Genomic DNA, 20,647 nt, shown 5'->3' with positions numbered 1-20,647 from the left:
CCTGCCGGCCTGCCCGGGTCGCGCCGGTGGCCGTACGCAAGCGAAGTCGGACGAGGAGTGGACGAGTAGATGACGACAGTTCTGGTGGCGGGCGCGACCGGCAGTCTCGGCAGCCTGATCGTGAAGAACCTGCTGGACCGGGGCGCTGACGTACGTGCGCTGGTCCGGAAGCCCTCCGTGGACAGACTGGCGGCGCACCCGAACCTGACGCCGTGCGTCGGCGACCTGGCGGACGGCGCGGACGCGCTGGCACCCCACGTCGACGGCGTGGAGGTCGTCGTGTCCGCGGTCCAGGGCGGCCCGGAGGTCATCATCGACGGGCAGCGGGAGCTGCTGCGGGCCGCGGAGCGGGCCGGCGTGCACCGGATGATCCCGTCGGACTTCTCGATCAACCTCCACGGCTACGGCTACGGCGTCAACGTGTTGTCCGACCTGCGCCGCGTGTTCGCGGACTCGTTCGCCACGTCGACGGTCGCCCGCACGTCGGTGGCGGTCGGCGCGTTCCCGGAGTACTTCCTCGGCGCGGTCCACGAGGTGCTCGACCCGGCGGCCGGCACGTTCTCGGTGTGGGGCGACGGCACACGCCCGATCGACATCACCACCATCCCGGACACCGCCGCGTTCACGGCCGCGATCGCGCTCGACCCGAGTACCGCGGGCCGCGAGGTGCACGTCGTCGGCCAGCAACTGTCCATGCTGGAGCTGCGGAACGAGGTCGAGGCGGCGTCCGGACGGCGGTGGGCACTGGTGCGCAAGGGCACGCTGGGGGATCTGCGTGCGGAGGTCGTGCGCCGACAGTTCACGGCGTCCACCGTGTTCGAGTACGTCGCCCTGCAGTACCAGGTGGCCATGTTCGACGGGACGGCCTCGCTGCGGGACGTGCGCAACGCGGATTACCCGGACGTGGCGCCGACCTCGGTGGCGACCTACCTGGCGGGCCCGGGCGCGGCGCACTTCACGGTGCCCGCAACGGCGCGGCGCCGGGACGACTGGCCGGCGCCGGTCTGAGATCCGGGGTGTCCGAGCGCGGTCGGTCAGCCGGCGGTCAGGGCGCGTAGTTCGGCGAACGACCGGCGGACGACGTCCCGTAGGTCCAGGTCGTCCGTTGCGTCGAACCATCGTTGGAAGGCGACCCGGTAGACCGCGGCGCCGGCCTCGGCGGCCAGGCTGGCCTCGGTGTCGCCGACGCCCCGCCGCCGAAGGCCGTCGGCGAGGGCGGCCGACATCTGGGCAAGCTTGATCAGTTCACGTTCGCGGAGATCGGCGTTCGCCATGATCACCGCGTGCCGCTTTCTGGCGAGCTCACGGTCGTGTCCGATGATGTCGGCCGCGGCGTCGAGCGCGGTTTCGACGAGGTCCAGCGTGGACGACGTGGCGGGTGCCTCCTCCAGCGCGGCCAGCGACTTCTCCACCAGCTCGGCCGAGGCGTCGAAGAGGACCTCGCGCTTGTCTGCGAAGTAGCGAAAGAAGGTCCGGGCCGTCACGCCGGCCCGTTCGGCGATGTCGGCCACCATGGTCTGCTCGAAGCCCTGTTCGAGATACAGGGTCAGTGCGGCCTCCCGCAGTCGGCCACTGGCGCCAGGCTCCCATCGTCCCATGGTGTGAGTTTAGTCCTGTCTCCTGCCAACTCACGCACTGATGTCACCAGATGACATCAGTCTGGTAGTGTGATGTCATCAGATGACATCAACGCGTTGGGAGGTGTTCGCCGTGACCACGATGAAGCGCATCCAGTACCACCGGTACGGCGGTCCCGGGGTGATGCGGCTCGAGGACTTCGAGCCGGCACGGCCCGGCCCCGGTGAGGTTCTGGTCCGCGTGAAGGCGGCGGCCGCGAACCCGATGGACTGGAAGATCCGCAACGGTGAGCTGAAGATCATGACCGGCCGGCGGTTCCCGCGGGGCATGGGCCACGACTTCGCGGGCGTCGTGGTGGCGGTCGGCGCCCACGTCACTCGGCTCGCCGTCGGCGACGAGGTGCTCGGCGGGGTGGGCCTGAAGGCGGCCGGAACCTTCGCCGAGATGGTCGTCGCAGAGGAGAAGGCGGTCGTGACGAAGCCGGCGAGCCTGTCCTGGGCGCAGGCCGCCGCGATCCCCGTCGTCGGCCTCACGGCCTTTCAGGCGATGGTCAACACCGGCAGGCTGCATGCCGGGCACGCCGTCTTCATCCACGGCTGTCTCGGCGGTGTCGGCCGGTCCGCCGCCCAGCTCGCCCTGGCGCACGGCGCCACCGTGGGCGGCAGCTGCCGCGACACCGCCGCGCACGAGGCACGCGATCTCGGTATCGCCCCGATCGTCGAGTTCGACTTCGACGCGACGGAGCTCATGGGACGGTTCGACGTGGTCCTCGACACCGCCGGCACGCTGCCGGTCAGAACGGCACGGGCGTTGCTCAAGCCCGGTGGCCGCATCATCGACATCACCCCCACGCCGGCGAAGTTCGTGCGAAGCGTCCTGCCGGGACCGTTCCGGGTGCTGATCGGGAAACCCGTCGTGGCGGATCTCGCCGCGGTCGCACAGGCTGCCGGGAAGGGGATCCTGCGGCTGCCGGTTGCCCGCACCGTGCCGCTGGACAAGGCCATCGCGGCGCTCACCGAGCTCGAACGCGACCACACACCCAGGGGCGGAAAGCTCGTCATCACAACCGAATGACCATCGCGTCGTTCGAGTCCCGTTCCGTGACACCAGCAATCCCTATCGAAAGGACAGACCCATGCCATCGACCCAGACGTTCATGGTGGTCGCCACCCTCCATGCCGACACGAACTTCGCGGAGTTCGCAGCCCTGAGAGACGACGAGCACAAGCAGTTGGAGCTGCTGCGTTCGGACGGGCGGGTCGGCGCCCACTACGTGTCCCCCGCCCGGGGGGCAACGTTCCTGGAGGTCATCGCCGCCGACGAGAAGCAGGTCGCGGAGACGCTGGCCACCCTGCCGTTCGCCCGGTTCTTCGAGGTCGACGTCTACCCGACCACGCCACCGGACGCGGCGGAGGTCGCACACCGGGCGCGGATCAGTTGAGACCGGCCGGGCGTGGCTGCCGGCAAGTCCCTTTCACCTGATGGAGAACGAATGACAACGCTCAGCCTCAAGAAGTTCCCGCTCGGCAAGGTGCTCATCGCGGCGTCCGCGGTGGGGACCATGGTCGGCGCGTACGTCGCCGACTGGAACGAGACACACATCCACAACCCGACGTGGCCGCCCCACGCCAAGTTCCACAACGCCCAGACCATGAGCATGGGTGTCGCGCTGTCCCTGGCGACCCTGTACCACCTGTGGAAACCAGGCCGCTCCCGCGCGTCCCTGGACAGCGCGGCGATGATCGCGAGCATGTACGGGGTCACCCAGCTCTCGGCCAGGTTCTATCCGGAGACCGCCAGCGTCGACCCGCCCCGCGAGGACACCTGGCCGCAGCTCAAGTACACCCTGCCCAGCCTCGGCATGGTCCTGTTGGGCTACCTGACCGAGCGCTACCGAATCACCCGGTAGTCCACTCGGCACACCGATCCGGCGGTCCCGGCCTCGTCGTAGGCCGGGCCGGCGGATCGACCGTGGAGTCCAAAGTGGACACGATGTCGGGGGAGCCGGTCACGAACGGTCAGCGCCGCGGCGGTCGTTGGCTTCGGCGACGCGCTGGTGGGCGTGGCGGCTGGCGACCTCGTACGGTGTGCGGCCCGTGTCGTCGGCCCGCTGGTAGATGTCGGCCAGCCGTGGGCCGATGCCGCGGGCCGCGGCGGTGGCTTCCTCGACCGTGCCGCCGGCGAAGTCGATGATCGTGCCGTGGATGACGCCTCCGGCGTTGACCACGAAGTCCGGTGCCCACAGGATTCCCCGTGCCGCGAGCGCGTCGGCCACGGACGGGTCCGCCAGCTGGTTGTTGGCCGGCCCCACCACGGCGGGACAACGCAGGCGTGGCACGACGTCGTGGGTGAGCACCCCGCCGAGCGCGGCCGGCACGAGGATGTCGGTCGTCATGGTCATCGCTTCTTCCGGCGGCACCCAGTCGGCCCCCAGCGCGCGCGCCAGTTCCGCACGCTGGGGGTCGATGTCGGCGACGGTCAGCTTCGCGCCCGCCGCGGCCACCAGGTGGGCGAGCCGGCCACCGACCTGGCCCAGGCCGACGATGGTGACGTGCCGGCCGGCCAGTGACGGCGTTCCGGTGAGGTGCCTGCTGGTCGCGTCGATGGCGGCCATGGTGCCGATGGCCGTCAGCTCCGACGGCTCACCGCTGCCGCCGTGTGCTACCGGCAGGCAGTGCACCCAGGAGGTCCGTTCTCGCGCGATCCACATGTCCTCCGCCGTGGTGCCGACGTCCTCGCCGGCGTGGTACCGCCCACCCAGCGACTGCACGGCGTCGCCGAAGTCCAGCATCGCCTGCCGGCGCTGGTGCTCGTCGAGGACGACGCCCGGCGGCAGGGCGATGACGGACTTACCGCCACCGAAGTCGAGGGCCGCCGCCGCGCACTTGAAGGTCATGGCCTCGGACAGGGCCAGGGCGTCCGCCAGCCCCGCCCGCCAGTCCTGATAGGACCACAGCCGGCAGCCACCCACCGCGTCGCCCAGTGCCGTGGAGTGCACGGCGATGATGATCGGCAGGCCGGACCTGGCGCCGGTGCGGATGAGGATCTCCTCGTGTGCCAACATGTTTCACGTCGCCGGGACGGGTTTGCCGAGCATCACGCAGATCGCGGCGTCGACGACCTTCTGGTCGGCGGCACGCAGTGTCGGATCGAGCAGTCCGAACTGGGTCGTGCTGACCACGCTCACGGTTCGCCTGCCGGCGCGGTCGGTGTAGTTCTGGCTCGAGAAACCGGGAACACCACCGGTGTGACCCCACACGGTGCCGCACGAGTTCGTGTACTCCTGCAGGCCCAGGCCGTACCGCCCGGTTCCCCCGCTGCTGGGGTCGTCGACGAACGTGCGCATCTGCGCCAGCTGAGCGGCGGGCAGCAGCCGGCCGGACATCAGCGCACCGAGGAAACGGGTCCAGTCCCGGGGGGTGGACACCACCGAACCGGCGGCCCACGCCCAGGACGGGTCTAGTGCGGTGACGTCGACGTGCTCGCCGCGAGCGGGCCCGACGAACGCCACGCCGGGCGGAACACCCGGCGGCAACAGCGGTGCCAGGTGCGCGGCGTCGGGCTCGTAGCCGTGCGCCAGCCTGTCGCCGTCACGGGACGCCGAGTCGACCGCGAGATAGGTGTGGCGCAACCCCAGCGGCCGCACGAGCCGATCCTGGATCAGCCGCGCCACGCCGCGCCCGGTCACCCGTTCCAGCACCAGGCCGAGCGCGATGTAGTTGATGTTGCTGTAGGAGTGTTCCTGGCCCGGCGGGAAAAGCGGGGGGTACTTCGCCGCTGCCGCGAGCAACTGCTCCGGGGTCCACGTGTGCGGCCGCTGGCCGGTGATCGAGGCGAGCACGGCAGGGTCCAGTACGTAGTCGGCAAGACCGCTGGTGTGGTTGAGCATCATCCGCAACGTGATCGCGCGGCCGTTCGGCACGAGGCCCGGCAGCCACCGCTCCACCGGGTCGTCGAGGCGCAGCCGCCGCTCCGCGACGAGTTGCAGCAGCACCGTGGCGACCATGGTCTTGGTGTTCGAGCCCATGCGGAACTGGTCGTCGACCGACAGGCGGTTGTCGGCCCTGGTCCACGCCGCCTGCCGGGAGACCTCGGTGCGGCGCCCTCGGCCGTCGTCCACGCGTACGACGACACCCGGCACACCGGCGTCGATGTCCTGCTGGACAAGGACATCGAGGCGGCGATCGTGGACCTTCGCGGTATCCGCGGTCGCGACCGGAGCGGACACGGCGATCGACAGGACGGCGGCCAGCGACAGCACGACGGACCGTCGTGGACGATGCGGGGGCAATGTGGTCACCGGAAAAGCGTAAGGCGTCCGACGGTTCACAAACCAGCTGCGGACCTTGCACAGGCTGTTATGTTCTGAACATGGATGCGGTGGATCGTCAGATTCTTAACCGGCTCGTCGTCAACGGGCGAGCCAGTCTGACCGACATCGCGACCGAGGTGTCGTTGTCCGTGCCCGCCGTCAAGCGACGGGTCACCCGCCTGGAGCGCGACGGGATCATCCGGGGCTACACGACGATCGTCGCGGAGCCCGGCAACAGCAGGATCCACGCGCTGGTGGAGGTGTTCTGCACCGAACACGCCCAGCGCGAGGACGCCGTCCGCCTGTTCGAGTCCCGCCCGGAAGTGCGGCTGGCCTACACGGTCGCGGGCGACAGCGACCTGATCCTCCTCGTACGGACTGACAACGCCGACCACCTGGAACAACTGCTGATCGACCTGCGCAGCCATCCGATCGTGCTCAGGACCCGTGCGCAGCTCATGCTCAACAGCCTGATCGACCGCGTCACGTTGTGACCGTGGGCGGGACACGGCCTCACCGGCCGGCGGTCTCGCCGGCCTGACGAGTCGGGGCCAACAGCTGCCGGTGGGACGGGCAGTGATCCGCCAGGCGCCAGCCCGCGGGCAGTCGCGCCTCGGTGCCGACGGCCACGAGTGCCTCCTCGATCGTGACCACGTCGTGGAAGCGGGCGCCGAGGTCGACGCCGTCGTTGAACTGGATGCCCGCGAGCCGGGTGGCGCCGTGCACCTCGACCTCGTCGAACAACACGGCGCCGGCGAACGTGCACTGGAAGAGGTCGATGCTGGTGTCGTCCGGGGAGTGCCCGGCGGCGAACGTCACGTGTGTCACCGTGAGCCGCTGGAAGTCGGAGTGGGCGGCGAAGTGGCCGGCCACCGTGAGGCCGTCCAGCTCGACGGTGTCGGTGAAGGTCACGGACTCGATGTCGACCGTGCCGAGGTCGCAGCGGCAGATGAGGCGGCCGCCGAGGTGGGTGTCCTTACCGCTGACCACGAGCCGGTCCACGCGACTGTCCCGTTCGAGCAGCACGTCGTCGGTCGTCGTGCAGTTCTTCATGGTCAGCTCCTCGACCAGGAGCCCCTGGAGCGTGGTCGTACCGGTCAGGGACGTGCGGTCCAGCCGGAGCACGTCGACGGTCCCGCCGTCCACGCGGAACTCGTGCAGTGCGGCGCCGGTCAGGTCGATCTCGGCGACGGGCTCCGGGGCCCTGCGCAGCACGGTGGTGAGCACCCGCTGCGCGCGCTGGCGAACACGGCGCTCCTGCTCCACCTCGATCGACGTCGACGCGCCCTCGTCGACCGGGCCGCGCAGGTAGCCGCAGATCTGGTCGAGCACGTCGGGGATGAGCGCCGGCCGGGTCCTGGTCAGCCCGTCCAGCAGGATGAGCGCGCCGATGCGGACCCGGTCCGAGGCGTGCCCCAGCAGCTCGATCGCCTTCGTGAAGCGCTCGTCCACGATCCGGATGCGTTCCATGCCGAGCTGGTCCAGCTCCTTCGTGAGCCGGTTCTGCTCGATCCGTCCGCGTTGTCTCTCGGTCTCGAGGCGGTCCTGCTCGGTGCGCCGGCGCTGGTCGTTGAGCCACAACGCGTACAGCCCGAGCACCGCGGCCGACGCCAGCGCGCCCGTCCGGATCGCCTCGGACGCCGCAGAGGGCACGCCCGGGCCGATCAGCCAGCCGACGGACAGCAGGGACAGGCCGAACGCGCACAGGATCGTCGGCGCGAGCACGGGGTTGGGCCGCGCCCGCCGGCTGGCACGAACCGCGCCCAGGCCCAGCACGACCACGCTCACGACCATCAGCGCGGCGCCGAGCAGCTCGAACGTCACGGGCATGGGGCTCACCACGCGCGATCGGTGAGCTCGGACAGGCGTTGCCCGAGCATCGTCATGATCTGCCGGTCGTCCGCCCGGTCGATGGTGATGTGCGCACCGCGCCGGGCGAGGACATGCCGGGCCTGGGCCGAGTCGTGGACCACGAGGGCGAACGGGTGCCGGACGCGGCTGCCCTTGGCGTCGCGCGCGGCGATGCCGAACTTGGCCCGCATCGTGTGGCCGTGGCGCAGGAGCTCGTGCACCTCACCCGCGGCCTTGCCGATGTGTGTCGTGAGCGCGTCGATGAACCGGTGCGACCGGTAGCCGTCGATGGCACGCTCCAGTTGGTCCACCGGGATGGACCGTGCACGGATCCGGCCGGGACCCGGGCTCGGCGGCAGGAGCTCGACGGCGGCCAGCTCGGGCGCGCTGGTCTCCACCGACTCGATCGCGACCACCGAGTCCAGCACGTCCGGCGCCTCGTGGATGGTCACCCGGACCACGTTGCCCCGCAACGGCGCGGCGGCGAGCATGCGGACCGACTCACCGCGGATGTTCATGCGCAGGTCGACCTCGCGGTGCGGCCGGGCCAGCACGCGGAGCATGGTCTGGACTTCCTGGCTCGGCCGGACCGACTCGCCGGCCCGCACCGCGTACCCGCCGGCGACCAGGTCCGCGCGCAGGCGCCGTACCTGCTCGGCCGACTCGCGCTTCGGGAGAACTCCGTCCGAGCGCGGCAGGTCGAGCACGACCGGCATCGGACCCCGGTCGCTGAACATTCGCCACAGTTCCTGCCAGGCCGGCAAACTGAGCGGTGTCTGCCAGGGGGCGGTGCTGTGCGCTCTGAAGATCGTCATGCCGGATCGTCCTCGCAGTCCTGATATCCGGCGTCCTCGCCGATGACCGCCGGATAGGCGTCGCCATCCGAACCGAACAACTGGTTCTCGACGCTGAACTGGTTCGGCCGGATGGCCTCGTCGGTCCCGGGAATGGCACTGCCGGGAAACGCGGTGCCCAGCCCGGACGCGGGCGACGGGGGCTGGCCGTCGGCGGACCGGATCGGCTTCGTGGGCCGCTCGTCCCCCGGGAACGGTGGGACAGGAGCCGTTCCGCCGGTGCCGGTCGCGACCGCGTCACCGGCGGTCCCCGCGGCCGTTGGCCACGTGCGCAGCTCCTCGTTCGCGGTCTTCTCGTACTGTTCCATCAGCGACCGCGCCCACTTCGTGATGTCGCGCCGGGCCTGCTCGTTGGGCTCGTCGTCGCGGGCGAGAACCCAGTCGAGCATGTGCTCGTTGTTGGACTGGTAGTCCTGGTGGAGCCGCTCGATCCGGTCCCGCACGTCGCCGAACGCCGCGGCGAGCGCATCGAGCGACGACTGCATCGTCCGCACGTCCTCCAGCGCCGCGGCCAGGTACTCGCGGGTCCGCGCGCTGTGGGCGGCGGCGTTCTCGTGTGCCTGCCCGGCGCCGCTGTCGGAGATCGCGTGCCAGTGCCGCTGGTGCTCGGTCAGCTGGGCTTCGAGCTCGGTGCCCCACTCGCCGAGCTGGTCGACCACGCGGTAGATGTCCTCTTCGGACTCCGTCGGGTGCAGCAGGTCCCGGATCTGTTGCAGGCTCGCGTGATCCCACGAGACGGGTGGCACCGCCCGCCCGTCGGCGGTCATCGTCGACGCTCTGGGAGCACACGCCCGAAGGCGTCCGCGGTGTCCTGGTCGGTCGTCTGGTGCACCCGCCGCGACGCTTCCAGCTGTGTGGCACTGGTGCGGAGCCGGTCCAGCACCGCGGCGAGCCGGGTCGCGAGCCCGTTCTCCCCACGCAGCACCGAGACCAACTCCTCGACGATGTGCACGCTGACCGGATCCCGGCCCGGGTGCTTGGGTGCCGCGGTGATCCGCAGTTTGCGGGTGACGGCGTCGATGCCGTCACCCGCGCGCTCGTCCGACATGATCAGTCCGGGTATGACGGCCGTGACGATATCGGCCCGGATCTCATTTCGACGGTCTGCCGGCTGAATATTCCGCACTTTCCGCTGACCTTTCCGTCAGTGCGTTCATGAGACTTCAGCATAACCGGAAAGGGTTCGAAACAAAAAGTTGGATACGCGCCACAGAAGTAGGTCAGAATTGCGGAATATTCAAACTGCGAAACGGAATATTCACGGGTTGGTCGAAATGGGGTAATGGCGGGACGTCGTCTTGCCGACGCCGGTCCAGAGGACGGACTCCGCCGCGGAGCCGAGCGGCACGAGTGGCACGTTGGGACCGGTCTGCTCCGGTCGCCACGCCACCGCGGTCGTCCAGCCGGGCGCCACCAGGCGGCAGCCGTCGAGCATGGACTCGATCTCGCCGCGGGAGCGCCACGTGACATCGTGGCCCGTGCCGCGGTAGGCCCGGCGTAGACCTTCGAGGATCCGGCGGCCGGCGGAGGATCGCGTGGTGTTCGAGGCATGCGACAGCGCCACGTACGAGCCGAGCGGGAGCAGTTCGCGCAACCGGGCCACGGACGACGCCCCGATATCTCGGCCGGTGGTGTCGGGTTGCTGAATATGCAACACGGCGACCAGCAGCAGGGCGACGGGCTTGGCGGGGTCGATCAGCTTCGTGTCGAGCGCCGCGGCCCACAACGCGTCCGGGGCACGCAGGTCGGCCTGCACGATCGCCTGGTTGGCCCGGTTTCCCTGGCGGTCCAGCACGACCTCGCCGTGCGCCACGGCGATCGGGTCGTTGTCGACGTACACGACCCGCACGCGGCTTCTCTTGTGTCGTTCCCGAACCCAGTCCTCGATGATGAAATGCGTGGCGCCGGCGTTCGGCACGCCGCAACCCACGTCGAGGAACTGCCGCACGCCCTTGTCGAGCAGAAACCGGACGACCCGGTTCAGATAGAGGCGTTCGATGGCGGCGATACGCCGCACCAGCGGGAACTCGCCCAGGATTCGGTCGGCGAACGACCGGTCGACCGCCCAGTTCGTCGTGCCGCCCAGGCAGTAGTCATAAACACGCGCGACGCTCGGAGAATCGAGACTCGACGCCACTGGCGGCAAATGCGATGGCCTGGACACGACGAACAGCCCTCCCGCTGCTTCGTTAGCAAAGGGAAGCCTACCGCAACCAACCGGGATTTGCGTCCCTCAGTTGGCGGAACCGATCACATACTGTACCGGTGAGAATCTCGCCGGCCCATCGCCGTGTGGCTGCCGGCCACGAGTTCGTCGAGCACAGCCCGGGTTTCCTCGACCGGCAGCGCCGCGTCCCTGGCGAGTTTCCAGTAGGTTTCACGCTCCTTGATTCTTGCTCTCTCGGTGATTTTGTGTCCGTCCCGCCCGAACGGCACGTAGAGCATCGCGCCACGGTCCCGCGTCACGACGAGGGTGAAGTCGCTGTCGATGTAGGGAATATTCGCGTCGAACATCAGCAGCCGCACCGTGAGCCGGGGTGCCGAGTCGAGCAGCCCCAGCAGATGCTGCGCCTGCTCGCTGATGAGGTCGGCCTGACCGCCGGGCATCCGCAGCATCGCGGAGAAGCTCATCACGACCTGGACCGACGGCCCGTCCTCCCGCATGAGGACGTCGACCCGGCGCCCGTGCAGCCGCAACACGTCCGTCGGCACGAAGGAGGCGTCCGACAGGCCGTACTGCTTGAGCACGTACCGCTCGCACTGGAGCGGCATCGGGATGCGCTCGCTGGTGAACCGGCGGACCGACGCCGCATGCGCCTCGACGCGGAGAAGCGCCTCGAAGTTGGGATGCAGCGTGAGACCGCCCTCGCGGCTCGCGCACGCGAGCCGCTCGATCTCCGCCCGGTTGTCGGGCCGGTAGAGCTCCAGCAAAGCCGTCAGTTCGCTTTCGGTCGGGAGTCTCGTGCCCTTCTCCATGCGCGCGATGCTCGACTGGCTGCTGCCGATCCGCTTGGCCACGTCGCTTTGGCGGAAGTCTGCACTGGTCCGGGCATCACGGAGCGCACGGCCGAGTTCCAGGTCGCGCTCGGTTGGTCTCTTCGCCGCCACGGATGCCTCTCGATAACTCGTTCGAAGTCACGCGTTCGTGTGACCACATTCGAACCGTAAACCCTTTTGTTCGTCCGTGGACACCTGACGCCGCGTACTCCACGCATCACCGGGAGCGAGTGTCGGTTCCTGATTGCCACCGGCCGGTAATCCGATCAAGGAACACGTCCCAGCCGGCCGCGTCGAACGAGAGTCGAATTGGCGCACTGGCCTTGGAATCTCTGACGTCCACGCAATCTTGTGCGCGGCTCACCTCCACGCACTCATTGCAGGGGGTACTTGCACTGGACCGTCGCCAACGACCCGACGCGTGATCAGAATCACAGTTATTAGCAGGTCTCCGCGTTGTTGCCGACTCAACACGTTTCGACACACGGAATATTCTCCGCGTCTGAATATTCACCAGCAAGTGGCGCGGCAAGTTTATTACTTGACAATTCATAGACACGGCGCGCGGCCGGCGAACACGCGCCCTGGACGCGCCCGCCCCGATCGCGTGCTGTTCCGCGCCGGCGCCGGCGGCTCGCGCACGCACGAAATCCCGGCGGGACACAGGATCAGGGCTAGCCCTGATGCCGCCACCCGGTCGTCCGAACCATCCTTGGTCGTCGGTTCGAACGGGGGAGTCATGCATCCGCTTCTGCCAGTCATGCGTGCCGGGCTGGACCCCCACGCCGATCTCGTGCGCATGCGCCGCGACCGCCCGGTCGCGGCCTTTCCCATGCTGGGCCTGCCGAAGGCGTGGCTGGTGACCCGTCACGAGCACGTGCGCCGGGTCCTCGGTGACCCGCGCACGTTCGGCAACGACCTCGCCCTCGCACGGGACCTGCCCGCCACGATCACGGCGGGACGGTGGCGGCCGGGCGGCCTCGGCTTCTACGACCCGCCGGGACACACCAGGCGCCGGCGGCTGCTCGCCCCCGCGTTCCGGCCCCGGGCCATCCGCGGGATGACGACCAGGATCGAGGCCATCGTCGACGAGCAGCTCGACCGGCTGGCCCACGCCGGCGGCCCCGTCGAGCTGGTGCGGGCACTGGCGGAGCCCGTCGCGGCGCGGGTCGTGGGTGAGCTGGTCGGCGTCGCGGACGCCGACGTCCTTGCCACCGGCGGCGGCAGGTTCGACATCTCGGGGGAGCTCGGCATGCCGCTCGCGGCCATCGTCCGGTCGGTGAGCCACCTCGCGGAGCTCGTTCGCCGCCAACGGGAAGGCCGGCGGGCAGGACTGCTCGGCAGGCTGATCGACGAGCACGGCGACCACCTGGCCGACCACGAGCTGGTCGGCCTGGCCGACGGGCTGCTGACCGGCGGGCTGGACACCACCGCCAGCATGATCGCGACGGGCGTCCTGGTGTTGCTCGGCGACGACGACCTCGCCGCGGCGGCGCGGGCCGGGGGCGGACCGCTCGACGGGGTGGTGGACGAGCTGCTGCGCTACGTGTGCGTCGCGCAGCTCGCCTTTCCCCGCTTCGCGCGGACCGGCGTGGTGCTGGCGGGCCGGCGGATCGAGGCGGGTGAGGCCGTGTTCTGCTCGTTGCCCACCGCGAACCGCGACCCGGCGCTCGGCGCGGGCATGGACGCGGTGGACCCGCACCGCGGGCCCACGCCGCACCTCGCGTTCGGGTTCGGCACGCACCGCTGCCTCGGTGCCCCGCTCGCCAGGCTGGAGATGCGCATCGTGTTCTCCGCGCTGCTGCGCCGTTTTCCCGGCCTGCGGCTGGCGGTGCCCGTGGAGCGGGTCGGCTTCCGGCGGTTCTCCATCATCCACGGCGTCGAGTCGCTGCCGGTGACGTGGTGACGGGTGAGCGTGCCATGAGCGGGCAGGCCGAGGTCCGGGACGGTGTCCACGTCGTCGACCTGGCGCCCGCCGACGCGGGCGGGCGGGCGTTCCTCCTGCTGCACGGGCTGGGGGGCACGCTCCGGTTCTGGAGCGGCGTCGCGCCGGCGCTGGGCGCGGTGGGCCGGACACTGGTGATCGACGTGCCGGGGTTCGGGCGCAGCGTGGTCCCCCGCGGCGAGGTGACGCTGGACGGCATCGCCGACGCGATCATCGAGTTCTGCCGGCGTGCGGGAGCCACGGGCTGCACCGTGGTCGCGCACTCGCTGAGCGGCCTGATCGCACTGCGGGTCGCGGCGAAGGATCCCGGCCTGTGCCGTCGGCTCGTGCTGGTCGACGCCACGCCGGTGACCGGTATCGCGATGCTCCGCCACCCGGGGCGTGCGCTGCGGGCTCCGGCGCTCGCCGGCACGCTCGCCGCGCAGTTCGTCGGCGGGCTGGTACCGCTGCGGCCGTGGTCCGCCGGCCTGATCGCGAGGTCGAAGGTCCTGCGCACGATCGCGCTGTGGGTGTTCGTCGCGCGGCCGTGGCGGCTCGACCCCGTGCTCACCACCGAGGCCCTCTCCCACACCGGAGGCGCCCGCACCGTGCTGCGCGCGCTGCGGCAGGCCCGCGCCATCGACCTGCCCGCACTGCTCGACGCGGCACCGGTGCCCCTCGACCTCGTGCGTGGCGACCGCGACACGATGAACACCCCGGCCGACTTCGCGATCGTGCGCGCTCACGCCGACGTGCGGCGTGAGCTGACCATCCGCGACTGCCGCCACTGGCCCCTCATCGAGGATCCCCAGGCACTCATCGACTTCATTCTCGCCGAGGAGTGAGACATGCCCGCCGTCCCCGCCGCCCCGACCACGGTCGACGTCGCCGCCTTCGACCCGTACGCCGCGGCGATTCCCCTGCGCTGGCTGCGAAAGGTGCGCAACGGCGTGCTGCTGCTCCTGGCGCCCGTCGTCGCCGGGCTGCTCGCCGCGAGCGCGGCGGTCGGGGGGATGCTCGGTGACGGCGGCGACTTCCAGCCGCTCGACGACTTCTGGCGTGCGGTCGGGCGCAACGACCTCACGGTCGCCGAAGGCCTGCGGTACCCGCTCGTGCGGGACACCCTGGTGTGGTTGTTCGCGGCCGTCATGGTGGCCGAGATCATGATCATGCACCGGCAGTGGCGCCTGTTCACCACGTGCATCCCCAAGCTCATCACCAACAAGGTGATCAAACCACGGCACGACGTCACGACCGGGAACCCGGACGACCCGCCCATCCTGCGCTTCGCGGTCGGCTTCCCGCCGGAGCAGCGGCTCGCGCGCTACCTCGAACGGACCAACGCCCGCAACCGCAGGCACGCCGCGGTGTTCACCGCCGCGTTCGTGTTGGCGGCGTTCGTGTTGGCCGCGCTCCTGTCGCTCGGCCAGTACTACGGGTCGTTCCGCATCTTCGTCCCCGAGGACGGCACCGCGGCGCAGCGGGAGCAGTGGCGCCGCGACGCGTACGCGCACTGGTGGGCCGGCATCGACCAGCCCGTCGGGGCGGTCACGTACTTCCTGTTGGCGGCGCTCGCCATCTACATGATCCTCGCCCAGACGCACGTCGGGGTGAGCATCGCGCGGATCGCGGCCGCGCTGCCGAGGCTGGCGCAGCTCGACGCCAACTGGATCAACCCGGACGGCCACTACGGCTGGGAACCGGTCCGGCACATCTTCCGCACCGTCTGGCTGTCCATGGCGCTGTACGGGATCATGGTCTCCGGTCTGGCCGTCGTCCTCGGGCTGGGCAGCGGCGGCTGGATCCCGGCCGCGTTCTGGTTCGTCCTGCTGTGGATCTACGTCGGTCTGCCCTGGCTCGGCATCCGCCGCATCGAGGCCGCCGCGCGGGAACGCCACATCGCGATGGCCGAGGCCGAGGCGGAGGGCGCCTCGACCAGGGAGCTGGACGAGCTGGAGGCACGCGTGGAGCGCTACCGCAACGCCCGGATCCGGCCGATGCGCCTGGGCAGCTTCGCCCGCATCCCCGTCCTGCTGTCGGTCACGCTGCCCGTCCTGCTGAACGTCTTCCAGCCGTACGTGGAGAAGTGGCTGGGCCACTGACCCCGTGCCACCGTGCCGGGTTCGGGGTCCACCCTGATGTGTAGCCGGGCGCCGTCGGTCAGTCTGCTGGGGTGGACCGCGTGCTGATCGTGGATGACAACGTGTCCTTCCGGGACGTCGCCAGGGCGTTGCTGGAGGCGGGCGGTTTCCTGGTGGCCGGCGAGGCCGGGTCGGTGGCGGAGGCGGTGCGGTTCGCGGCGGCGACCGGGCCGGACGTGGTGCTGCTCGACATCGGCCTGCCCGACGGCGACGGGATCAGCGCGTGCGCCGACCTGCGCGCCGCGGCACCGCTGGCCGTGCTCGTGCTCTGTTCGGTGCGTGCCGAGGAGCAGTACGGGGACGCCGTCGGCCGGTCGCCCGCGGCCGGGTTCCTCACGAAGTCGCGGCTGTCCGCCGAGGCGCTCGCCGGCATCGTCGCCCGCGCGCGGCGCGGTCAGCGCGACGACCGCAGGTAGGCGAGCACGGCGAGGACCCGGCGGTGGTGGTCGGCCTCGGTGGGGATGTCCAGCCGCTGGAAGATGCTGCGCACGTGGCTTTCCACGGTCTTGCCGGTGAGGTGCAGCGCGTCGGCGATCGCCTGGTTCGACCGGCCCTGGGCCATCAGCGCGAGCACCTCCAGCTCACGGCCGGTCAGCCCGTCGAGCAGGTCGCGTCTCCTCGGTCCGCCCATCATCGCCGACACCACGTCGGGGTCGAACGCGCAGTCGCCCGCGGCGACCCGCCGCACGGCGTCGAGGAAGTCACCGCCGGACACGCGGTCCTTGAGGAGGTAGCCCACCCCGCGTGCCGCGTGGCCGACCAGCTCGGTGAGGTGCGCCGCCTCCAGGTACTGCGACAGCAGCAGCACCCCGACCGACGGCCGGGTCCGCCGGATGCGCACCGCGGCGTGCAGGCCCTCGAGCCGGTGCTCCGGCGGCATGCGGATGTCGACCACCGCGAGGTCCGGGCCGGTGGCCTCGACAGCGGCGAGCAGCGCGTCCGGGTCGCCGACCTCGGCGAGGATGCGGCAGCCCGCCTTCGCCAGCAGCTCGGCCAGTGCGGTGCGGAACAACCGGGCGTCGTCGGCGATCACGACACCCGGTCCGGCCGGCGCGTTCACGAGCTCTCCAGGGGTAGCAGTGCGGTCACCGTCGTGCCGGCGCCGGGCGCGGCCGTCACCGTCAGCTCACCGTCCACAGCGGACACCCGGTCGGACAGGCCGGTCAGCCCGGTGCCGAGCGCCGGGTCGGCGCCACCCACCCCGTCGTCGGCGACGGCCACCCGCAACGCGCCGTCCACCGTGCCGACCTCGATCCGGATGTGTTCGGCCGCCGCGTGTTTCAACGCGTTGGTCACCGCCTCCGCCGCGACGTAGTACGCCGTGACCGCGACCAGGTCGGGCAGTCGCGGCAGGTCCGACCCGGTCAGCTCGACCGGGCGCGGGGACCGGGCGGCGAGTGCGCGCAGCGCGGGCCGCAGGCCGAGGTCGGTGAGCACCGAGGGGTGGATCCCGCTCGCCAGCACCCGCAGCTCGGTGAGCGCTTCCTCCAGCCCGTCGGCCGTGCGCCGCAACAGCTCGGTCAGCTCCGGGTCCGTGCGGACGGCCGGCTGCCCCCGCGCGAGCCGCAGCGTGAGCGCGGCCGTCACGAGCAGTTGTTGCGCGCCGTCGTGCAGGTCGCGCTCCACCCGCATGCGTTGCTCGTCGCCCGCGGCCACGATCCGCGCCCTGGACGCCTTGACCTCGGCCAGCTGCGCGCGTACCTCGGCGGCCAGGCGCTGGTTGTCCAGCTCGAGCGCCGCCGCCGAGGTCACCGCGGCCAGCACGTGGTGATCCTCCCGCAGCGCCGGGTCGTGGATCAGCACGGCCACCCGTTGCCCGTCGCGGTGCACCGGGGTGACCGCGCGGTCCAGCGCCAGCGGCCTGCCGTCGGCGTCGATGTAGTCGCCGCGCTCGGGCCGGTGGTAGCCGATCTGCACCGACGGGTCGCCCAGCGCCCTGGCCAGTAACTCGCGCAGCTGACGGGGATCCGAGCCGTTGATCCGCATCAGCAGGTCGGACACCGAGGTCCGTCCCAGCCGGACACGCCAGACGCCGCCGAGGAAGGCCAGTGGCAGCGCCAGGGTCGCCGCGTGCGCGACCGTGATCAGCACCTGGTGGTGCCAGGACGGACCGGTGCCCAGCACCGCGTCGAGCACCGACGTCGTCGCGCCGAGCAGACCGACGGCGGACAACGGCACGAGCACCCGCCTGGCCGGTCTGGTCGCCGCGATCCACCGGCGTGCCAGCACCGCCACCACCGCGGCGCCGAGGACCAGCTGTACCGCGTCCTCCGCGCGTGCGATCGTGTCGTAGGGCAGCGGCCACACCAGCAGCAGGTTCGGGGTCAGCGTGGTGAAACCCAGTGTGCTCAGCGGAATCCCCGCGAACACCACCGCGTAGCAGACCGCGGTGAGCAGCCGGTCCGACCGGCCGCGCAGCACCCCGTCGGGGTAGGCGAGCAGCAGGTGCACCAGGAACCCGGCCGACGCCGAACGCAGCAGCAGCCCGACGGTGTGCACGGCGGGGTCGACCGAGATCTGCACGTCCTCGGCGAACCACCCGATGCCGACCAGCACGAGCAGCAGGCCGATCCTGTTGCCCGGCGCCGACGGCCTGCGATGCACGGCGAGCACGCCGGCCACGAGGTAGGCCCCGCCCACCGCGCCGGAGAACCCCGCGCCGGTCGAGGTCGGGTGCCTGCCGGACTCGGTCGCCAGCAACACCAGCACCCCCAGGCACACCCCGAAGACGGCCAGTCCGTCGGTCAGCCGCGCGGTGCCGACGCGGACGCGGGGGCCCGACCCCCCATCGGCAAGGTTCACGCACGTTCCTCCCGGGTGATCGTCGCACCCTGAGCGTCGTCCGGCACGGTCGGTGCGTGACGGCTGGGTTCCTCGCCGTGCTCAGTGCTGGTCCGGACTCAGTTCCTCGCGTGCCCCGGTGAGAAACGCGACCTTGGGTCCCTGAAGGTGGTCCCACATCGAGACGTCCTCCGGCTCCTGCCAGAGGACGTGGTCGAGGGCGCGCACGTACGCGCGTGCCAGGTCGTGCAGGGCCGCGGCGAACAGGACGTGGATCATCCGCTCACACACCCACAGCTCGTCGACGACATCCAGCGCGGACGCCTTCCAAGCAGGCGTGCCGGCCCGATCCTCGGCGGCCCGCTCGGCCCGCTGCGCGACGCGGATGAACTCCCGCAACAACTCCAACCGCTCCGCCCGGCGGGCCTCTGCCCGATCCTCGGCCCGCCGGCGCAGTTCGCTGCGGTCGGCGCGGCGCTGCACGCCGGCCTGGGCCAGGTAGGACAGGACGCCACCGAGCGCCACACCGGTCAGGGAGAGGATCGAGACCCACACCTGTATCTGCACAGGGCGATACATACCAAACGATCTACCCCGCCTGGGGGACAAGCGAGATAGTCCATCAAATCAGTTTGATGTACTCTCCGGACATGGTGGACTCCGGCCAGCCGCCGCCGTTCGTCCGGCTCGCGGCGCACCCGTTGCGCTGGCGGCTGCTCACCCGGCTCGCCGGCGGTGACTACCGGGTCCGTGAGCTGGTGGCGCTGGTCGACCAGCCGCAGAACCTGGTCTCCTACCATCTGCGGCTGCTGCGCGACGGCGGGCTGGTCACCGCGACCCGCAGCAGCTTCGACGGCCGTGACAGCTACTACCACCTGGATCTCGACCGCTGCGCGGCGGCGCTGGCCGGCGCCGGCGGCGCACTGCATCCAGCGCTGTCCCCACCTGCCGCCCAGGCCGGCGAGCGGGGGATCGCCGTGCTGTTCGTGTGCACCGGCAACAGCGCCCGCTCGCCCATCGCCGAGGCACTGCTCCGGCACCACACCGGCGGTCGGGTGCGCGCCGCCAGCGCCGGCACCCGTCCCAGGCCCCAGCTCCACCCCGACACCGCGGCGGTACTGCGGGAGGCGTTCGGCATCGACATCGCCGGCCGGCGTCCCCAGCACGTCGACGCGGTGGCCCGGCGCAGGTTCGACCACGTGATCACCTTGTGCGACAAGGCCCGCGAGTCCTGCCCCGAGTTCGGCCACCACCCTCGGCGGGCGCACTGGAGCATCCCCGACCCGGCGACCACCGGGCGCGCCGGCTTCCGCCTCGCGGCGGTGGACATCGACACCCGCATCCGGCACCTACTGCCCACCCTCACCACCAACCGCGCCTCGCACAGTAGGAGGTCCCGACCATGACCGACCAGTACGCCAGCGTCCGCTACGTCGTAGACGACGTGGCCGCCGCCATCGACTTCTACACCACCCACCTCGGCTTCACCCTGAACACCGACGCCGCCCCCGCCTTCGCCGACGTGGTCCGTGGCCCGCTGCGCCTCCTGCTGTCCGGCCCGGCCAGCTCCGGCGCCCGCGCCACCCCGGCCGACGCGTCCGATGCCGGCCGCAACCGCATCCACCTCGTCGTCGACGACCTCGACACCGAGATCACCCGCCTGCGCGGCGCCGACCTGCCCTTCCGCAGCGACCTGATCGCCGGCCCCGGCGGACGGCAGATCCTGCTCGCCGACCCCGCCGGCAACCTCGTCGAGCTGTTCCAACCCGCGAACCGGTCCGCCGTACCCGCCACCCCCTGACGAGGACGGGCTCCACACAGACAGCGGAGTGCGGCCTCAGCGTCGACCTGAGCGGGAATAGGATGATCCGAGACGGTTCGCGTTTGTCCGATCGCGACGGTCCCCGGGAGGTCGCGGCTGATGTCCCTGGTGTTCGTCGACCGCACGGCTTTGTGGAGGGCAGGCCGATGAACTTCCTCGGCTGCCGCCGGGTGCGGCGAGGCGGACAGGCGACGCGGTTCCACCTTCCGGCGGCGCCGCCCACCGGCCCGGCACCCGGCCAGGGTGGGCCGCGGTGACCGTCGCTCCCGTGGTGGCGCTGGGGTTCGCGGTGGTCGGGGCGGTCGGTTACGGCGCCGGCTCGGTGTCGCAGGCCCTTGCCGCCCGCCGCAGTACCGGTACGTTGCACACCCTGCGTCAGCCGCTGTA

Annotated in this window: 24 protein-coding genes; 11 read left to right on the top strand and 13 right to left on the bottom strand. The window is 71.0% G+C overall.

Annotation, left to right across the window (positions count from 1 at the left end):
• Positions 1-69: 69 nt before the first annotated feature.
• Complete coding sequence (locus tag VET29_RS01120) at positions 70-1,008, top strand: NmrA family NAD(P)-binding protein (protein ID WP_324913375.1); 939 nt, start codon at positions 70-72, stop codon at positions 1,006-1,008.
• 26 nt (positions 1,009-1,034) lie between these two features.
• Here the strand turns inward: VET29_RS01120 and VET29_RS01115 are convergent, their stop codons facing one another.
• On the bottom strand, positions 1,035-1,598 hold the full coding sequence (locus VET29_RS01115) for a TetR family transcriptional regulator (protein WP_324913372.1): 564 nt from the start codon (positions 1,596-1,598) through the stop codon (positions 1,035-1,037).
• 121 nt (positions 1,599-1,719) lie between these two features.
• On the opposite strand from VET29_RS01115, the gene VET29_RS01110 reads away from it, so the two are divergent.
• From VET29_RS01110 to VET29_RS01100, 3 genes are all read left to right on the top strand, one after another.
• A complete protein-coding gene (locus tag VET29_RS01110) occupies positions 1,720-2,652 on the top strand; it encodes an NADP-dependent oxidoreductase (RefSeq protein ID WP_324913435.1) in 933 nt (310 codons plus the stop codon).
• Between the two features lie 61 nt (positions 2,653-2,713).
• Positions 2,714-3,019, top strand: a complete 306-nt coding sequence (locus VET29_RS01105; protein ID WP_324913370.1) for a muconolactone Delta-isomerase family protein — start codon at positions 2,714-2,716, stop codon at positions 3,017-3,019.
• A 51-nt stretch (positions 3,020-3,070) separates the two neighbouring features.
• On the top strand, positions 3,071-3,487 hold the full coding sequence (locus VET29_RS01100; RefSeq protein ID WP_324913368.1) for a DUF6640 family protein: 417 nt from the start codon (positions 3,071-3,073) through the stop codon (positions 3,485-3,487).
• 99 nt (positions 3,488-3,586) lie between these two features.
• Here VET29_RS01100 and VET29_RS01095 read toward each other — a convergent pair whose 3' ends face one another.
• Together VET29_RS01095 and VET29_RS01090 are read right to left on the bottom strand one after the other, a co-directional pair.
• Positions 3,587-4,642, bottom strand: a complete 1,056-nt coding sequence (locus tag VET29_RS01095; RefSeq protein ID WP_324913366.1) for a Glu/Leu/Phe/Val dehydrogenase family protein — start codon at positions 4,640-4,642, stop codon at positions 3,587-3,589.
• Positions 4,643-4,645: 3 nt separating this feature from the next.
• Positions 4,646-5,878: a serine hydrolase domain-containing protein gene (locus VET29_RS01090; protein WP_324913364.1), complete on the bottom strand. Its 1,233-nt coding sequence runs from the start codon at positions 5,876-5,878 to the stop codon at positions 4,646-4,648.
• 71 nt (positions 5,879-5,949) lie between these two features.
• Here VET29_RS01090 and VET29_RS01085 point away from each other — a divergent pair, with 71 nt between their 5' ends.
• The gene (locus VET29_RS01085; RefSeq protein ID WP_324913362.1) at positions 5,950-6,384 is read left to right on the top strand and encodes an Lrp/AsnC family transcriptional regulator; all 435 of its coding nucleotides are present in this window, start codon (positions 5,950-5,952) and stop codon (positions 6,382-6,384) included.
• A 19-nt stretch (positions 6,385-6,403) separates the two neighbouring features.
• Here VET29_RS01085 and VET29_RS01080 read toward each other — a convergent pair whose 3' ends face one another.
• The 7 genes from VET29_RS01080 to VET29_RS01050 all read right to left on the bottom strand — a co-directional run bounded on the left by VET29_RS01080 (position 6,404) and on the right by VET29_RS01050 (position 12,145).
• On the bottom strand, positions 6,404-7,720 hold the full coding sequence (locus VET29_RS01080; RefSeq protein ID WP_324913360.1) for a hypothetical protein: 1,317 nt from the start codon (positions 7,718-7,720) through the stop codon (positions 6,404-6,406).
• 5 nt (positions 7,721-7,725) lie between these two features.
• On the bottom strand, positions 7,726-8,556 hold the full coding sequence (locus VET29_RS01075; protein ID WP_324913358.1) for an ESX secretion-associated protein EspG: 831 nt from the start codon (positions 8,554-8,556) through the stop codon (positions 7,726-7,728).
• Positions 8,553-9,362, bottom strand: a complete 810-nt coding sequence (locus VET29_RS01070) for a hypothetical protein (protein ID WP_324913356.1) — start codon at positions 9,360-9,362, stop codon at positions 8,553-8,555. Before VET29_RS01070 ends, VET29_RS01075 begins: the two co-directional genes overlap by 4 nt.
• Positions 9,359-9,643, bottom strand: coding sequence for a hypothetical protein (locus VET29_RS01065; protein ID WP_324913355.1), 285 nt, complete (start codon positions 9,641-9,643; stop codon positions 9,359-9,361). Before VET29_RS01065 ends, VET29_RS01070 begins: the two co-directional genes overlap by 4 nt.
• Before the next feature lie 210 nt (positions 9,644-9,853).
• A complete protein-coding gene (locus VET29_RS01060; RefSeq protein WP_324913353.1) occupies positions 9,854-10,732 on the bottom strand; it encodes an SAM-dependent methyltransferase in 879 nt (292 codons plus the stop codon).
• A 113-nt stretch (positions 10,733-10,845) separates the two neighbouring features.
• Positions 10,846-11,703 carry a Scr1 family TA system antitoxin-like transcriptional regulator gene (locus VET29_RS01055; RefSeq protein WP_324913350.1) on the bottom strand — a complete coding sequence of 286 codons (858 nt, stop codon included), beginning with the start codon at positions 11,701-11,703 and terminating at the stop codon, positions 10,846-10,848.
• A 106-nt stretch (positions 11,704-11,809) separates the two neighbouring features.
• The gene (locus VET29_RS01050; RefSeq protein WP_324913433.1) at positions 11,810-12,145 is read right to left on the bottom strand and encodes a DUF397 domain-containing protein; all 336 of its coding nucleotides are present in this window, start codon (positions 12,143-12,145) and stop codon (positions 11,810-11,812) included.
• A gap of 186 nt (positions 12,146-12,331) precedes the next feature.
• Here VET29_RS01050 and VET29_RS01045 point away from each other — a divergent pair, with 186 nt between their 5' ends.
• From VET29_RS01045 to VET29_RS01030, 4 genes are all read left to right on the top strand, one after another.
• Positions 12,332-13,498, top strand: coding sequence for a cytochrome P450 (locus tag VET29_RS01045; protein WP_324913347.1), 1,167 nt, complete (start codon positions 12,332-12,334; stop codon positions 13,496-13,498).
• Complete coding sequence (locus VET29_RS01040) at positions 13,495-14,361, top strand: alpha/beta hydrolase (RefSeq protein WP_324913345.1); 867 nt, start codon at positions 13,495-13,497, stop codon at positions 14,359-14,361. Before VET29_RS01045 ends, VET29_RS01040 begins: the two co-directional genes overlap by 4 nt.
• Positions 14,362-14,364: 3 nt before the next feature.
• The gene (locus VET29_RS01035) at positions 14,365-15,618 is read left to right on the top strand and encodes a hypothetical protein (protein WP_324913343.1); all 1,254 of its coding nucleotides are present in this window, start codon (positions 14,365-14,367) and stop codon (positions 15,616-15,618) included.
• Between the two features lie 80 nt (positions 15,619-15,698).
• Entirely contained in the window at positions 15,699-16,073 is a 375-nt protein-coding gene (locus VET29_RS01030) for a response regulator transcription factor (protein WP_324913341.1), read from the top strand.
• Here VET29_RS01030 and VET29_RS01025 read toward each other — a convergent pair.
• The 3 genes from VET29_RS01025 to VET29_RS01015 all read right to left on the bottom strand — a co-directional run bounded on the left by VET29_RS01025 (position 16,052) and on the right by VET29_RS01015 (position 19,005).
• Positions 16,052-16,717 (bottom strand): response regulator transcription factor, encoded by a 666-nt coding sequence (locus VET29_RS01025; protein ID WP_324913339.1) that lies wholly within the window; start codon positions 16,715-16,717, stop codon positions 16,052-16,054. The genes VET29_RS01030 and VET29_RS01025 overlap by 22 nt on opposite strands.
• On the bottom strand, positions 16,714-18,459 hold the full coding sequence (locus tag VET29_RS01020; RefSeq protein WP_324913337.1) for a sensor histidine kinase: 1,746 nt from the start codon (positions 18,457-18,459) through the stop codon (positions 16,714-16,716). The genes VET29_RS01025 and VET29_RS01020 overlap by 4 nt, the downstream gene beginning before the upstream one ends.
• Positions 18,460-18,540: 81 nt before the next feature.
• A complete protein-coding gene (locus VET29_RS01015; RefSeq protein WP_324913335.1) occupies positions 18,541-19,005 on the bottom strand; it encodes a hypothetical protein in 465 nt (154 codons plus the stop codon).
• Positions 19,006-19,073: 68 nt separating this feature from the next.
• Between VET29_RS01015 and VET29_RS01010 the strand changes: the two genes are divergently transcribed.
• On the top strand, positions 19,074-19,844 hold the full coding sequence (locus tag VET29_RS01010; protein WP_324913333.1) for an ArsR family transcriptional regulator: 771 nt from the start codon (positions 19,074-19,076) through the stop codon (positions 19,842-19,844).
• Complete coding sequence (locus tag VET29_RS01005) at positions 19,841-20,239, top strand: VOC family protein (protein WP_324913331.1); 399 nt, start codon at positions 19,841-19,843, stop codon at positions 20,237-20,239. The genes VET29_RS01010 and VET29_RS01005 overlap by 4 nt, the downstream gene beginning before the upstream one ends.
• Positions 20,240-20,647 lie beyond the last annotated feature (408 nt).

The organism is Actinophytocola sp. (assembly GCF_035634895.1).
Taxonomy (GTDB): Bacteria; Actinomycetota; Actinomycetes; order Mycobacteriales; family Pseudonocardiaceae; genus Actinophytocola.
Note: the sequence above shows the minus strand (reverse complement) of the source record. Positions and strands in the feature narration are given on the sequence as shown.